Source organism: Bacillus sp. ISL-47 (assembly GCF_018613175.1).
Lineage (GTDB): Bacteria > Bacillota > Bacilli > Bacillales > Cytobacillaceae > Cytobacillus.
In genome coordinates, this window is sequence record NZ_JAGGQS010000020.1 from 31,933 (window position 1) to 46,651 (window position 14,719).

Genomic DNA, 14,719 nt, shown 5'->3' on the forward strand with positions numbered 1-14,719 from the left:
CTTTTTTTGAAAAAATAAGATTTTTTCCATAGTCCATCTTCTAAGCAGCGACATCCCTCTTTTTAAACACATAAAAAGCCAGCGCTTGAAATAGCAGAAAATAAATAAAAATCATCATGATCGAGAAACCTAGCGTCATCCCTTGAACCATTGGGACTCCTTCAAAATATTGCAAAAGATCTGTGTTGGCAAAGAGGCTGTATTTTGCCCAGTGAAATTTCATCGCAATCAGCCTTGTGACCTGGCCGCCCATAAACATAAGAAATAAAGAAAGACCGATTGCAAGTGAGCTGTTTCTGAAAACTGCTGAAATCATAAAGGCCATGGTTGCCAGCATAAGCATATTAATGGATTTCAGGAAGTAGTAAATAATCAAATGCAGGGCCATGCTTTGTTCTTTAACGGAACCATTATAATAGGTCAAAAAGGGCGCTGCTTCTTCCGGCATCCCAAAAAGCAGGATTCCAAGGAGTGCGGAATAAGTGAAAAGGAAGAGCAAAATAATTAAACCAAAAAGAATAACAGTAATATATTTTGCAGCTAGGATCTTGCCTCTTTTTATCGGCCTAATTAATAGCAGCTTGACGGTTCCCCAGTTAAACTCACTTGCAACAATGCCCCCGGCAATAATGATGGTAAATAGACCTGCAAATTCAATCAGCTGGGACGTGTCTTCTACAAATCCCCAAATAGAATAATCCTGGTTGGGTGAAATATCGTTTTCTATCCTATATGTATTAATGGCTATTTCTCTTTCATATTGTTCCTTCAGTTCTCTGGGCACCATCCCTCCCATTTCATCAAGCTGCTTTTGATAGCTTTCATTTTGTATTTGCAGCCCTCTTTTCCAATCAGAGTTATCTGGAACTGTTCCACCGCTTTCCTGATACTTTATGAATGCACCGGCAACAGTCGTCATGATTAAGAGCAATCCTAACATGATATAAGTGCCGGGGCGCCTAAAGATTTTCATCCACTCATTTTGAATTAAACTAAACATTACCGGCACCCTCCCTGTACTCTGTTACTTCAAGGAAGCGGTCCTCAAGCGTTTTGGTTACTTCCCGGACAGCAAATATATTTATCTCGGCTTGTACAAAGTGTTTAATCAGGTTCGGAATTTCATCACGGACCAGCGGAATAAGCACGCAACTTTCTGTTAGCTGGATCGGCAAGTCAGGATATGAGCCTTTCAATATGGCATTAGCTTTCTCAGGATTATCTACTTCTATTTCATAGACCTTTTCTCTTCCATGTACAAAATCACTGATATGCTGAACATCAATCAGCTTTCCATTTTGAATAATGCCAATCCTATCACACATCATTTCCATCTCGGATAATAAATGGCTTGATACGATAACTGCCATATCCCGTTCCCTTGCCAGCATTCTAAGGTGGTCCCGAATCTCTCTGATTCCTGCTGGATCCAGCCCATTAGTGGGTTCATCCAGGATTAGAATCTTTGGATCATGCAATAAACATTGAGCCAGCCCAAGCCTCTGCCTCATCCCAAGAGAATATGTCCTTACTTTATCATGGATTCGATTTGTCAGGCCGACCAGTTCAACCGTCTCATCAATCTTCTCCTTTGTTACCCCTCTTGACATCCGTGCATAATGGACAAGATTTTGATAACCTGACAAAAATTTATACATTTCAGGATTCTCTACGATTGCGCCTATATAGGAAATTGCTTTTTCAAAATCTGTTTTAATGCTGCTTCCAATTATTTTAATATCACCTGATGTCATGCCGATCAAGCCAACCATCATACGAATTGTTGTTGTTTTGCCGGCACCATTTGGACCCAGGAAACCAAAAACTTCTCCCTTTTTTACCTCAAAGCTGACAGAATCGATAATGGTCTTCCCTTTAATCACTTTTGTAACATCCTGTATTTCTACAAGGGTTTCCATAAAAGCATCCTCCTCTCGCTCATTTAAAGTTTCACCGAAACCAGACCACTTTATATAGAAGGAATCACTCAATCTTACTCTATTTGCTATTTTACCTTTCACCCTCTGAGAATGGAATATTTTCATTTAGAAGGGTGACGATAAGCCTATAGTTATAATCGTATTTTCGAGGTGATGAATGGAATGAAGGAACGGAAAGATTTATGGAAACCGGAGGAGGATCAGTTTTTAAAAGAAATGGTCCTTGAGTATACATCCAATGGCGATTCTAAAGCATCAGCTTTCAAAAAAGCGAGCAGTGAACTGGGACGGACAGTTTCGGCATGTCAATATCGCTGGAACGCTGTCTTAAAAAAGGAATTATCTTTACCTGCAACTGAAGCTGATTCAAGGATCACTACGGCCAAGCAGTCAAGCAATGAATTCGAAACTGCTCCCCTTGCAAACTTGGATCAAGTTATTCTCTTCTTAAAGAATTTTGCAAAAACCCAGCCCGATTCTGAACTATTTAAACAAAATAAACTTTTAAATGAAGAACACACCCAATTAAATCTGCTGAATGAACAGCTGAAAATCAAGCTTGAGGACAAGAGAAAAGTTTTTGAAAAAGAACTTCTGCAATACGAAGAAATGGCCGGGATACTAAAAGAAGCCGATCAACTCCTTAAACAAGAAGGTCTAGAAGAAAAAAGAGCCATTCATTAAGGGAATCTGGATATATTTAGGATAAGGGGTACGAGCTTGCGGGGATTCTATACTAGCTGAGTTTACATTTTATGAGCGGACTCCCCTCTTTCAGCGCGGGTTTTTCCTTTTCACACGTGATTTTCCGGGCTTTTCATTTGTATATGTCCAGTATCTAAAATAAGCCCCTATCTATAGCTCAAACCTCCTGCCAAAAAAAACCGGCTTCATCAGTAACGGGTTCTTTTACCTGTCACAAAAATCCAATGTGTATTTTAAAATGACCATCAATTTGTATGTGAATTTGATGGTCATTTTTCATTGATATAACGCGAATAATTATAAAAATAGGCTTGAAACTGTGGTCCAATTTGTATTTCGAAATGTAAGGTTACAGAGATTTCTGTTACCTCGCAAATTGAATTGCAAAATCTTGTGTTTTTTAGTTACAAAACTAAGTTTCTCTTTGTAATTATTCATTGGTGATTTTCGTATAGGTATGAGAATTAATAGGCGGAGAATTTCCGGCTAAAGTATATAGAGGAAGCATAAGAAGCAGAGATAAGCGGAGGAATTCCGGTTAACTGCTCTAAATAAACCAAAATTCAAAGATTTGGATCATATAAGCGAAAAAACTCCGCTTATTCTTAAGGAAATATGGGTATTTCCCGTTTTAAACGGAATTTTTCCGGTTATTTTTCAAACACAGTGAAATCAACATTTAGTTTTATAACAGTACTTTGGCCATAAAATGCATGATACATTAGATGGCAATTTGTAATATTCTTACATAACAAAAAGCCCTGCATTTTGCAGGACAAAATGTATAACAAATATAAGCAGATTTTCAAACGTATTTTATAAAAAGTGACAGGTATCCGAACCCGTTGCTTCATCAGCCGGTCTTTTTCAGTCATTCACACGTGATATTTTAATATCGCTCAATAGCTTTCTTACTACATAGCTCGCCATGATTAGTCCTGCAACAGATGGGACAAATGCGTTTGAAGATGGAGGCATTTTTGCTTTTCTGATTTCGGCATCATCTTTTCCGACTGTTTTACGTACATCTTCTCGGATGACGATGGGGCTTTCATCAGAGAATACAACCGGGATTCCTTTGCGGATTCCTTCTTTTCGCAGGCGTGTGCGAATGACCTTGGCAATTGGGTCTGTATGCGTTTTGAAAATATCTGCAATTTGGAACCTTGTTGGATCCATTTTGTTTGCAGCGCCCATGCTGGAAATCATCGGAATGTCTCTCTTCAAGCATTCTTTGATTAAGTGAATTTTGTAGGAAATCGTATCAGATGCGTCCACGACAAAATCGAGGCCATAATCAAAAAATTGCTCATAGGTTTCCTCAGTGTAAAACATTTTCAGCGCAATCACTTCACAGTCAGGGTTAATATCCATTATCCTTTCTTTCATTAAATCAACTTTTGGCTTTCCAACTGTCGATAACAACGCAATTACCTGACGGTTTACATTCGTAATATCTACATCATCTTTGTCTACAAGCACCAGCCGGCCAACCCCTGAACGGGCAAGTGCTTCAGCAGCAAAAGAACCGACTCCCCCGATGCCGAGCACGGCAACCGTACTGTTTTTCATTTTCTCAAGGCCTTCCTTGCCGATAGCCAATTCATTTCTTGAAAATTGGTGAAGCATTTATATCAACTCCATAACAGGTTATTAAAAAATTTAAGCATTCATTATCTATTACCCGATAATGAATATATCATACTTCAATATTAAAACAAGTAGTTCTATAGGATTAATGATGTTAAAATACACCAAATTTAGTAATCAAGTTATATGACCAGGTAATAAAAGTCACATCTTTTTTAAAAATTTAATGCTAAGATGCTCTTAGAAATACTATTAAATTTTTGAAATGAGGTTGAACAATGAATCTTCCACAACTACAAATCGGCCATATGAAGCCCAGGGTTCCCATTCTTCAAGGGGGCATGGGGGTAGGCATCTCTCTTAGCGGACTTGCCTCAGCAGTTGCGAACGCAGGAGGAATTGGAATCATTTCCGGAACTGGCATTTCTACTGATGAATTAAGAATGCATATAAAAAAGGCCAGAAATCAACTAAAAACGGAGGCTGGGTATATCGGTGTCAATGTCCTATTCGCTATGAATGACTTTGCAGAGAAAATGAAAGCCGCATTGGAGGAAAAAGTGGATTTTATTATTTCAGGCGCAGGGATCTCACGTGATATGTATTCATGGGGAAAGGAATATGGAGTGCCGGTCATCTCCATCGTGTCATCTGCAAAGCTTGCACGGCTTTCCGAAAGGCTTGGTGCATCAGCTGTGGTAGTGGAAGGGCACGAAGCAGGCGGACATTTGGGAACAGACAAGCCATTGTTTGATATTCTTCCAGAGGTCGTTAAAGCTGTGAATATACCCGTCATTGCAGCCGGTGGTATTTTAACAGGAATGGATCTTGCAAAAGCGCTGGATATGGGAGCCTCAGGTGTACAAATGGGAACACGATTTGTTGCAAGTGAAGAATGCGATGCACCCAGATCTTTTAAAGAAAAATATGTAAGTGCCAAGGAAGGAGATACTGTACTTGTTAAAACCACTGTGGGACTGCAGGGAAGAGCAATTAAAAACAAGTTCACAACTCTTATCGATGGGACAGACAAACTGAAAATAGACAAATGCCATGATTGTTTAAAAAACTGCTCCTACCGTTTTTGTACACTGGATTCATTGCTAAAATCGGTTGGCGGAGATGTAGAAAACGGGCTGGTATTTGCCGGATCCCGGGTTTCTGAAATAGAAGAGATTCTTCCAGTACAGTCTATTATAAATAAAATTGCGTCTGAGTATCACAGTGCCATTTCATAGGGATAAAAGCCTGCCATTTCGGCAGGCTTTTTGAAGACATAAAAAATCCATGCAATCGCTGCATGGATTTTAAAGACGTATGTATTAAAAAGTCCCAATCGTGCCGTCGCTATTGATGCCCTCGTTTTGAACCCGCACACAGCAGGTGGGTGTCCTGTTTCCTGCGTTTGTAAGTCCTCATCCATGAGGCATTTACGCTGCCGGAAAACTCCGGACTCCCGAAGGAATAATGTTGGTCAAAATTTCAGGTTTCACAACGAACACATCAGGACTCTTTATTTATTATTTGTATTGATCATACCATATGGCTTTCTCTTTTTCAAGCTGGTCAAGCAGAGCTAACATCATCGCTCTAACCAATTTTCTACTCAATTTGAAGAAAAAACTACAAAAATCAGGAGCATCTTCCCAGTTTAAATTTATGGGAAGATGATTGTCTATTACTTATCCTGATTATTTAGGACATTACTCACTTTTTTTCAAATTAAGAGCCAAATGCAGATCATTAAGCTGCCCTTCACTTACCTCGCCTGGCGCATCTGTCAGAATACAGCTTGCACTAGCTGTTTTCGGGAAGGCTATAGTATCGCGAAGATTCGTTCTTCCTGCCAATAGCATGACAAGTCTGTCCAGCCCGAGTGCAATTCCTCCGTGTGGAGGGGTCCCATATTCAAAAGCTTCCAGCAGGAATCCAAATTGTTCCACTGCTTCCTCCTTAGAAAAACCGAGAATGCTGAACATTTTCTCTTGTACTTCTCTTTCAAATATACGCAAAGAACCTCCGCCTAGCTCGTATCCATTTAATACAAGGTCATATGCCTGAGCTCGGACCTGAGAAGGATCTTTATCTAACATCTCCAAATCCTCTCTAGCAGGCATAGTAAACGGATGGTGGGCTGCATAATAGCGCCCTTCTTCCTCATCGTACTCTAGGAGCGGCCATTCGGTAACCCATAGGAAATTAAACATGCTTTGATCAATAAGGTCAAGCTCTTTTCCAAGCTTTAACCTTAAAGCGCCAAGTGCGTCTGCCACAACGCTTTTCTTATCTGCCACAAATAACAAAAGGTCACCAGGTTCAACAGATAAAGCAGCATAAAATGCTTTTTGTTCATCCTCAGTTACGAATTTTGCAATCGGCCCTTTTAATCCGTCTTCTTCCGCTTTAAGCCAGGCAAGCCCTTTTGCCCCATATACTGCAACAAACTCTGTCAAAGCATCTATATCTTTGCGTGAATACTTGCCAGCAGCATTTTTTACATTAATCGCTTTTACTTGTCCGCCTGAAGATACTGCTCCCGCAAAGACTTTAAAGCTAGACTCCTTCACAATCTCCGATAAATCGGTCAACTCCATTGCAAAGCGGGTATCCGGCTTGTCGGAGCCAAAACGGTCCATCGCTTCTTGATAGGATATCCGAGGGAATGGTAATTGGACATCCAGACCTTTGACTTCTTTCATAATTTTCTTCATCATGTTTTCCATTAAACCAATGATTTCATCCTGGTTCATAAAACTCATTTCGATGTCGACCTGAGTAAATTCAGGCTGGCGGTCCGCACGCAAATCTTCATCCCGGAAGCATCGTGCAATTTGGTAGTAGCGCTCAAATCCTCCAACCATTAATAGCTGTTTAAAAATTTGCGGGGATTGAGGCAAAGCATAAAATTCACCCGGATGCACCCGGCTTGGAACTAAATAGTCACGTGCTCCTTCTGGTGTGCTTTTTGTTAAAATTGGTGTTTCGACATCAAGGAAGTCTTCACTATCCAGAAAATCCCTGATTCCTTTTGTTACCTGGTGCCTCATTTTGAAAGTATCAAACATTACTGGCCTTCTTAAATCCAAGTAGCGGTATTTAAGACGGACGTCTTCCGAAACGTCTGTTTTATTATCAATCATGAAAGGAGGCGTTTTTGCTTCATTTATAATTGTGATTTTTTCAGCCTGAATTTCAATGCGGCCTGTTTTAAGGTTCTCATTGACAGTACCTTCCTCACGGGCAATAACTTTTCCCTCTATATCAAGTACAAATTCATTTCTTACTTTTTCTGCTGATGCAAGTGCCTCAGGGGACACTTCCGGATTAAACACGACCTGAACGATTCCTGTACGGTCGCGAAGGTCGATAAAAATTAGTCCACCCAAGTCGCGTCGTTTTTGTACCCATCCTTTTAAGCTGACTTTTTCTCCAATAGCCTTTTCTGTTACTTCCCCGCAAAAATACGTTCGCCCGAACATACTGATTCCTCCCATACTGTTCTTAATACGCTTAAATTTATGACTTATAAAGCTCTGTAAATTTCTCTATAAACGAATCAAGTTCAACCTCTAATTGTTCGCCTGTTTCCATTGATTTAACATTTATTTTATTAGCTTTGAGTTCATCCTCGCCTAAAACCGCAACAAACTTCGCATTCGCACGATCAGCTGCCTTAAACTGAGCCTTAACTTTCCTGTCCAGATAATCTCTTTCAGCAGAGAATCCAGCTATCCGGAGCTTTTGCAGAAGGCCAACTGTATAATCCTTTGCAGCTTCGCCCAAGGATACAAGGTAGCAATCAATCCCTTTATCGAGTGGAAGCTCTGCCTTCTCGGCTTCAAGCGCTGCGATAAACCGCTCAATACTTAAGGCAAACCCTATTCCTGGCGCTTCAGGACCACCTATTTCCTCTGTAAGGCCATTGTAACGCCCTCCGCCACATAGAGTCGTGATTGCCCCAAAACCTTCTGAATCACTCATGATTTCAAATGCGGTATGATTATAATAATCAAGCCCTCGAACGAGATTAGGATCGACAGTAAAGTCAATGCCCAGGCTCTCCAAATATTTTTGAATCTTATCAAAATAAGCCTTGGAATCATCGTTTAAATAATCAATGATTGATGGCGCTGATTTCATCAGTTCATGGTCACGGTCCTGCTTGCAGTCAAGAATACGCATTGGATTTTTCTCAAGGCGACTCTGACAATCTGAGCAAAACTCTCCGATACGTGGCTGAAAGTGATTTATTAGCGCTTCCCTGTGTGCAGTTCTGCTTTCTTTATCACCAAGGCTATTTACGATCAACTTCAGCTTCTTTAAGCCCAGACTCTGATAGAGTGACATAGCAAGTGCAATAACTTCTGCATCAATTGCAGGATCTGCACTGCCTATAGCTTCTACACCAAATTGTACAAACTGGCGGAAGCGCCCTGCCTGAGGCCGTTCATAACGGAACATCGGTCCCATATAATATAGCTTTACAGGCTGGTTCGCATCACCATACATCTTATGTTCAACAAACGATCTGACAGTTGAAGCTGTTCCCTCAGGGCGAAGTGTGAGGCTGCGCCCTCCGCGATCTTCAAAGGTATACATTTCTTTCTGGACGATATCGGTTGTGTCACCCACACTGCGCATAAACAATTCTGTATGTTCAAAAATAGGCGTCCTGATTTCACGGTATTGAAACCTTTCACAAAGTTCTCTGGCTTTTTCTTCAATCAGCTGCCATTTTTCAACTTCTCCTGGAAGAATATCCTGAGTTCCTCTCGGTATTCGAATTGACATGAAAATTTCCTCCTAATGCTAAAATGATAAAAGTTTATGTATTTAAAGAATGCGTTCAAAAAGGAACAAAATAGAACTGACTGCTATTTTCCCAGGACTTTCTAAACATCCTTAAAATAAAAAAAACTCCCGCCTCCTTGTATTTAAATACAAGGGACGAGAGTTTGGAATTCCCGTGGTGCCACCCTAGTTGAAGCCCTGGTAAAAGGTACTTCCTCTTTTACAGTTAACGCCTGTTAACGTTCAGCTCCTACTATAGGCAAAGCCTGTTTCAGAGAGAAACCTACGAAGTGTTCTTTCGTTAAATCATCATGTGAAAATGCTTTCAGCCAGTGGCATTTTCTCTCTTTTCATGTGGGGTTTAACTACTCTTCTCCATCAATGGTTTATCGAATAGCGGAAGCGACCATGATTCATGGGCGGCAAGCAGAAGACAAACAGCGGGAAGGTTGTACTCTTCCTTCTTGCTGGATGGACTTTTGATCCCGAGCCCCTTGGCGCTGCAGCTAGACATTTAATTGTATGTCATTTTATTTATATTATAATACGGAGCATCTTCACCATTGTCAAGACCGAATTATATTATGATCTCTCAAGCTTCTTTTTCAGCTTGCGGACATCCTTCATCGTTAAACCGAACTCCGAGGCAAGCTCAATCATATTTGAGCTTTGCTCTTTCTGGATAAAATCATGGAAATCAACTCCAAAAAGCTGATTTTCCCCTGATTGAGCTGACATCCCTTTATCTCCAAATCTCATAGCATTCACCCTTTGTTATGTAGTCTGCTTTATTCTTTCCATTTATAAAAGAAATGTTTCATAATCCGGCAAATTTAATCTACCGCTAAAATTGCCGACTTAAAAACCGATAAAAAAAAGGGAATTTGTACTCCAAGCAGAAGTAATTTTAAGGGCAGAAAAATATGATTAGGACCAAAGTTATCTTGACTATCAAAGGCTTGTTTGTTTTTCTTTTAGATAAGGAAAATTAACAAAGTTTTTGATAGTAACTGAATTTACCGCGAAAGGAGGAAATGTATTGCAGAAAAGAAGATCAATCATTCTGGCGTTTTGCTTTATCCTTTTGGCCGGATTAATAAAGCTGGAAGGACCGGCAAAGGCCGAGGGAACAGCCGTAACGATCAGCACTCATAATCTAAATGTTCGTCAAGGCCCTGGCTTAAGTTACCCTATTTTAGGACAAGCCCAAAAAGGAGACCGATTTAACATGCTTTCCCAAAAAGGAGAGTGGATTGAAATCGCCTTTCAAGGTAAAAAAGGCTGGGTAGCCAGCTGGCTTGTGTCCGTACCTGCTTCCAGTCAGGGATCTTCAGCAAATAAAGGATCTGGATCACATGCAATCATCACTACAGATGGCCTTCGAGTGCGAAATGGCCCTGGTACCGGCTATGCGGTTTTAGGAACCGTACATAAGAAAGCTGCCTATAAGGTACTGGAGAGTAAAGGCAACTGGATTAAGCTCCAAACACCCCATGGAGATGGATGGGTTTCCGGTGAATACGTCCAGAACAGCAGCCAAAATAAAAATACTGTCAATGGCAGCAGCGGCAAAACCGGGAAGATTACAGCAAACTCACTGAATATCAGAAGCAAACCATCACTTCATGGCGCTGTTACCGGCAAGCTGAATGCTGGAGATATTGTAACAGTTATTTCGCAAAATGGCAGCTGGACTGAGGTTGCATTTTCAGGAAATACCGGCTGGGTCAGCAGCCAATATGTTGAGGTGCAAAGCTCTCAGTCAGGGGAAAGCAATTCGGCACTGCCGAATATCGGAAAAACAGGCACCGTAACCGCTACAGCTTTGACAGTCAGAAATAAAGGCTCATTAAGCGGCAAGCCTATCGGTTCTGTTTCAAAAGGGCAAGCCTTTTCCATTCTTGAGGAAATGAACAACTGGTCTAAAATAGAATATCAACCCGGATCATTTGGCTGGGTGGCAAGCTGGTTTCTTGAGCAAACGAAAGCAAAGAAATCAGGGACTGCTCACCAGGCTGTAAATGGCAGTTCTGCAGTTATCTTACATAATGGATTAAACATCAGAAAAAGTGCCGGCACCCATTCTTCTGTCATACACAGGGCAAATAAGGGAGACAGCTTCGATATTATCAGCCTGCAAAATGATTGGTACGAAATACGTCTGCCGAACGGCCAATCCGGTTATGTGGCAGGGTGGATTGTATCTGTTAATGGCTCGGCTCCCAAAGTGGAAAAGCAGGGTGCAGAAATGCATTTGAAAAATAAAACCATCGTCCTGGATCCAGGCCATGGCGGCAGAGATAATGGGACTACAGGGGCTAGAGGAACACTCGAAAAGACCCTTACACTAAGAACGGCACAATTGCTCTATGAAAAGTTAAGATCTGCAGGAGCAAATGTCATTCTTACCAGAAACAGTGATTCTTATCTTCCTCTTCCCTCCAGAGTGGGTGTTTCCCACTACCATAATGCCGATGCTTTCATCAGCATCCATTATGACAGCATCGCAGATCGCACTGTAAGGGGAATGACAACCTATTATTATCACTCCTTCCAAAAAAGTCTGGCATCCAATATCCATTCAAATGTAACCTCCATGACAAACTTGAGGGATAGGGGTTACCGGTTGGGAGACTATCATGTAATAAGAGAAAATAAGCGTAATGCAGTGCTTCTGGAGCTTGGTTACTTGAGTAACCCTGCCGAAGAAATCCTAATTACGTCAGCTCAATATCAGCAATCTGTTGCTGCAGGAATTTATCAGGGACTAGCACGTTATTTTAAAAATTAGAACAAAAGCCCCGGCCAAATTGGCAGGGGCTTTTGTTATAAAAAACAGCTCTATGAAAGAGCTGCTGAAATTAACGCAGTCTTATGGGCCGTAAGCACCCAAACAAAAAGGCAGAGCTATCCAAAGTTAAAGGAGGGAGCAACTCTGCCACCTGTACGATCGGTTCAACCAGCAACAGTTCAAAAGGCGCTATGATTACAGTTTCAGCTTATTTACTTTCAAGAATCAAAGTAACCGGGCCATCGTTGGTCAGCTTAACATCCATCATAGCACCGAATTCTCCGGTTTCTACCTTCAGGCCTTTTTCTTCTAAAAACCCGTTAAATGCTTCATAGATTTTTATAGCATGGTCAGGCTTTGCCGCTTCCATAAAATTCGGGCGGCGGCCTTTTCTGCAATCACCATATAATGTGAATTGGGAGACTGAAAGGATTTCACCCTCCTGATCCAGAAGGGATAAGTTCATTTTCCCATTTCCATCCTCAAAAACACGGAGATTGGCAATTTTATCAGCCAAAAATGCGGCATCTTCTTCTTTATCTTCATGGGTGACTCCAACGAGCAAAACAAACCCTTTTTGAATGCTCCCAACGGTTTTGCCGCCAACTGTTACACTGGCTTCTTTGCTTCGCTGCACTACAACACGCATGCTATCTGCTCCCTCTAGTTCATTATTCTTCTTACTGCATATATGTCAGGGATTTGTTTAATGCGTTCAACAACCTTTTGCAGATGGCTAACATTGTGAATCGCGATAGACATATTGATCGTCGCCGCTTTATTGCGGTCAGAACGGCCAGATACGGCAGATATATTGGTTTTCGTCTCATTTACTGCCTGCAATACTTCATTTAGTAATCCCCGGCGGTCATATCCTGTAATTTCAATTTCAACATTATATTCCTTCCGGTCATTTAATGCAGTTTCCCACTCTACCGGTATTAATCTTTGTTTCGCATCATCTGTATCGATATTCGGGCAATCAGCACGGTGTACAGACACCCCTCTGCCCTTGGTTATAAATCCGACAATTTCATCGCCAGGCACCGGATTGCAGCAGCGGGAAAGCCGAATCAGCAGGTTATCAATACCTGAAACTCTTACACCGGATTCCCGTTTTTTCGCTGATGGGAATGTCTTCAGCTCGGAAACAGCATTGGTAATATCAGCTTGTTCAAGATCGCGTTTCTTTCGCCATTTCTCTGTTAGCCTATTAGCCACCTGGAGAGCTGTTACCCCGTTATATCCGACAGCAGCATACATATCCTCTTCACTGGCAAAGTTGAATTTGTCAGCAATCCTTTTGACATTTTCAGGTGTCAGTATCTCCTTCAAATCGAAATCCATATTCCGGATTTCTCTTTCAACGAGTTCCTTCCCTTTTTCCACATTTTCTTCTTTTCTTTGCTTTTTAAAGAAGGTCCTGATTCTATTTTTCGCCTGTGTTGTTTGTGCAAGCTTAAGCCAATCCTTACTTGGTCCGTAGGAATGCTTTGAGGTCAATATTTCGATAATATCACCTGTTTTAAGCTTATAGTCCAGCGTGACCATCTTACCATTTACTTTGGCACCAATTGTCTTATTGCCAATTTCCGAGTGGATGCGGTAGGCAAAGTCAATCGGAACAGAGCCGGACGGAAGTTCAATAACATCCCCTTTAGGTGTAAACACAAAGACCATATCCGAAAACAGATCAATCTTCAGTGATTCCATAAACTCTTCAGCATTGGCCGCATCATCCTGAAATTCCAAAATTTCTCGGAACCAGGTCAGTTTCTCCTCAAAAGAAGATCCTTCATTCACTCTTTTGCCTTCTTTATATGCCCAGTGAGCCGCAATACCATACTCTGCAATCCTGTGCATATCCATTGTACGGATTTGGACTTCGAGAGGGTCGCCTTTAGGGCCTATAACTGTTGTATGAAGAGATTGATACATGTTCTGCTTTGGCATCGCAATATAATCTTTAAAACGGCCTGGCATCGGTTTCCAGCATGTATGGATAATTCCCAGGACCGCATAGCAGTCTTTTATGCTGTTCACAACAATACGGACTGCCAGCAAATCATAAATCTCATTGAATTGCTTGTTTTGAAGGGCCATTTTACGGTAGATGCTATAAATATGTTTCGGGCGCCCCGAAATTTCAGATTTAATTGAAACTTCAGCCATCCTGCCTCTCATGACATTAATAACATCATCCAAATACTCTTCCCGTTCCGCTCTTTTCTTCTTCATCAAATTAACAATCCGATAGTATTGCTGCGGATTTAAATATCTAAGTGCTGTATCTTCCAGCTCCCACTTAATTTTTGAAATTCCCAGCCTGTGGGCCAGGGGAGCGAAAATTTCAAGTGTCTCATTGGAAATTCTGCGCTGTTTTTCAGCAGGCAAATGTTTAAGAGTCCGCATATTATGAAGGCGGTCTGCGAGCTTGATCAAAATGACACGAATATCCTGTGCCATCGCTACAAACATTTTCCGATGATTTTCAGCCTGCTGCTCTTCCTGGGATTTATATTTAATTTTACCTAGCTTTGTTACTCCATCGACAAGCATTGCCACTTCGGCATTGAAGGCTTCCTTAATATCCTCTAATGAGACTTCGGTATCTTCAACCACATCGTGAAGAAAACCGGCTGCGACCGTAGATGGATCCATCTCCAAATCGGCCAGAATCCCGGCCACTTGAATGGGATGGATAATATAAGGCTCACCGGATTTTCTATATTGTTCACGGTGGGCATGCTTGGCAAACTCGTATGCTTTTTTTACAAGCTCTGCATGCTCATCGTTTAAATATTCTTTTGCCCTGTCGATGACTTGCTCGGCGGTCAGAACTTGATCGTTCGCCATGGAATCACCTTTATCTCACTAAATTTTATGCGAATGCATAATGCTT

Annotated in this window: 11 protein-coding genes, 1 other RNA gene and 1 other annotated feature; of the genes, 3 read left to right on the forward strand and 9 right to left on the reverse strand. The window is 41.3% G+C overall.

Annotated elements, in window-relative coordinates; translation table 11 throughout:
• Nucleotides 1-40: 40 nt before the first annotated feature.
• Nucleotides 41-1,000 carry an ABC transporter permease gene (locus J7I93_RS07575; protein WP_214724874.1) on the reverse strand — a complete coding sequence of 320 codons (960 nt, stop codon included), beginning with the start codon at nucleotides 998-1,000 and terminating at the stop codon, nucleotides 41-43.
• Entirely contained in the window at nucleotides 993-1,919 is a 927-nt protein-coding gene (locus J7I93_RS07580; RefSeq protein WP_214724876.1) for an ABC transporter ATP-binding protein, read from the reverse strand. The genes J7I93_RS07575 and J7I93_RS07580 overlap by 8 nt, the downstream gene beginning before the upstream one ends.
• 183 nt (nucleotides 1,920-2,102) lie before the next feature.
• Here J7I93_RS07580 and J7I93_RS07585 point away from each other — a divergent pair, with 183 nt between their 5' ends.
• A complete protein-coding gene (locus tag J7I93_RS07585; protein WP_214724878.1) occupies nucleotides 2,103-2,624 on the forward strand; it encodes a hypothetical protein in 522 nt (173 codons plus the stop codon).
• 888 nt (nucleotides 2,625-3,512) lie between these two features.
• On the opposite strand, the gene J7I93_RS07590 is transcribed toward J7I93_RS07585, so the two are convergent.
• On the reverse strand, nucleotides 3,513-4,274 hold the full coding sequence (locus J7I93_RS07590; RefSeq protein ID WP_214724880.1) for a tRNA threonylcarbamoyladenosine dehydratase: 762 nt from the start codon (nucleotides 4,272-4,274) through the stop codon (nucleotides 3,513-3,515).
• Between the two features lie 239 nt (nucleotides 4,275-4,513).
• Here J7I93_RS07590 and J7I93_RS07595 point away from each other — a divergent pair, with 239 nt between their 5' ends.
• Entirely contained in the window at nucleotides 4,514-5,473 is a 960-nt protein-coding gene (locus J7I93_RS07595) for an NAD(P)H-dependent flavin oxidoreductase (protein WP_214724882.1), read from the forward strand.
• Between the two features lie 87 nt (nucleotides 5,474-5,560).
• Here the strand turns inward: J7I93_RS07595 and ssrS are convergent.
• The 4 genes from ssrS to J7I93_RS07615 form a co-directional block, all read right to left on the reverse strand.
• A non-coding RNA gene (gene ssrS, locus J7I93_RS07600) (6S RNA) lies at nucleotides 5,561-5,748 on the reverse strand.
• A gap of 190 nt (nucleotides 5,749-5,938) precedes the next feature.
• Nucleotides 5,939-7,714: an aspartate--tRNA ligase gene (aspS, locus tag J7I93_RS07605; protein ID WP_214724884.1), complete on the reverse strand. Its 1,776-nt coding sequence runs from the start codon at nucleotides 7,712-7,714 to the stop codon at nucleotides 5,939-5,941.
• A gap of 37 nt (nucleotides 7,715-7,751) precedes the next feature.
• Entirely contained in the window at nucleotides 7,752-9,026 is a 1,275-nt protein-coding gene (hisS, locus tag J7I93_RS07610) for a histidine--tRNA ligase (protein WP_214724886.1), read from the reverse strand.
• A gap of 149 nt (nucleotides 9,027-9,175) precedes the next feature.
• Nucleotides 9,176-9,417 (reverse strand) — a binding site (T-box leader).
• Between the two features lie 191 nt (nucleotides 9,418-9,608).
• Nucleotides 9,609-9,785, reverse strand: coding sequence for a hypothetical protein (locus J7I93_RS07615; protein ID WP_214724888.1), 177 nt, complete (start codon nucleotides 9,783-9,785; stop codon nucleotides 9,609-9,611).
• 280 nt (nucleotides 9,786-10,065) lie between these two features.
• Between J7I93_RS07615 and J7I93_RS07620 the strand changes: the two genes are divergently transcribed.
• Nucleotides 10,066-11,817 carry an N-acetylmuramoyl-L-alanine amidase family protein gene (locus J7I93_RS07620; protein ID WP_214724890.1) on the forward strand — a complete coding sequence of 584 codons (1,752 nt, stop codon included), beginning with the start codon at nucleotides 10,066-10,068 and terminating at the stop codon, nucleotides 11,815-11,817.
• Between the two features lie 208 nt (nucleotides 11,818-12,025).
• Here J7I93_RS07620 and dtd read toward each other — a convergent pair whose 3' ends face one another.
• Nucleotides 12,026-12,466 carry a D-aminoacyl-tRNA deacylase gene (dtd, locus tag J7I93_RS07625; protein ID WP_214724893.1) on the reverse strand — a complete coding sequence of 147 codons (441 nt, stop codon included), beginning with the start codon at nucleotides 12,464-12,466 and terminating at the stop codon, nucleotides 12,026-12,028.
• Nucleotides 12,467-12,480: 14 nt separating this feature from the next.
• Nucleotides 12,481-14,673, reverse strand: a complete 2,193-nt coding sequence (locus tag J7I93_RS07630) for a RelA/SpoT family protein (RefSeq protein ID WP_214724895.1) — start codon at nucleotides 14,671-14,673, stop codon at nucleotides 12,481-12,483.
• Between the last annotated feature and the right edge of the window lie 46 nt (nucleotides 14,674-14,719).

Coding starts and splice junctions, on each gene's coding strand:
- J7I93_RS07585 (WP_214724878.1), top strand. CDS start 2,103: ATGAAGGAACGGAAAGATTTATGGAAACCGGAGGAGGATCAGTTTTTA.
- J7I93_RS07595 (WP_214724882.1), top strand. CDS start 4,514: ATGAATCTTCCACAACTACAAATCGGCCATATGAAGCCCAGGGTTCCC.
- J7I93_RS07580 (WP_214724876.1), bottom strand. CDS start 1,919: ATGGAAACCCTTGTAGAAATACAGGATGTTACAAAAGTGATTAAAGGG.
- hisS (WP_214724886.1), bottom strand. CDS start 9,026: ATGTCAATTCGAATACCGAGAGGAACTCAGGATATTCTTCCAGGAGAA.
- J7I93_RS07630 (WP_214724895.1), bottom strand. CDS start 14,673: ATGGCGAACGATCAAGTTCTGACCGCCGAGCAAGTCATCGACAGGGCA.
- J7I93_RS07615 (WP_214724888.1), bottom strand. CDS start 9,785: ATGAGATTTGGAGATAAAGGGATGTCAGCTCAATCAGGGGAAAATCAG.
- J7I93_RS07575 (WP_214724874.1), bottom strand. CDS start 1,000: ATGTTTAGTTTAATTCAAAATGAGTGGATGAAAATCTTTAGGCGCCCC.
- dtd (WP_214724893.1), bottom strand. CDS start 12,466: ATGCGTGTTGTAGTGCAGCGAAGCAAAGAAGCCAGTGTAACAGTTGGC.
- aspS (WP_214724884.1), bottom strand. CDS start 7,714: ATGTTCGGGCGAACGTATTTTTGCGGGGAAGTAACAGAAAAGGCTATT.
- J7I93_RS07590 (WP_214724880.1), bottom strand. CDS start 4,274: ATGCTTCACCAATTTTCAAGAAATGAATTGGCTATCGGCAAGGAAGGC.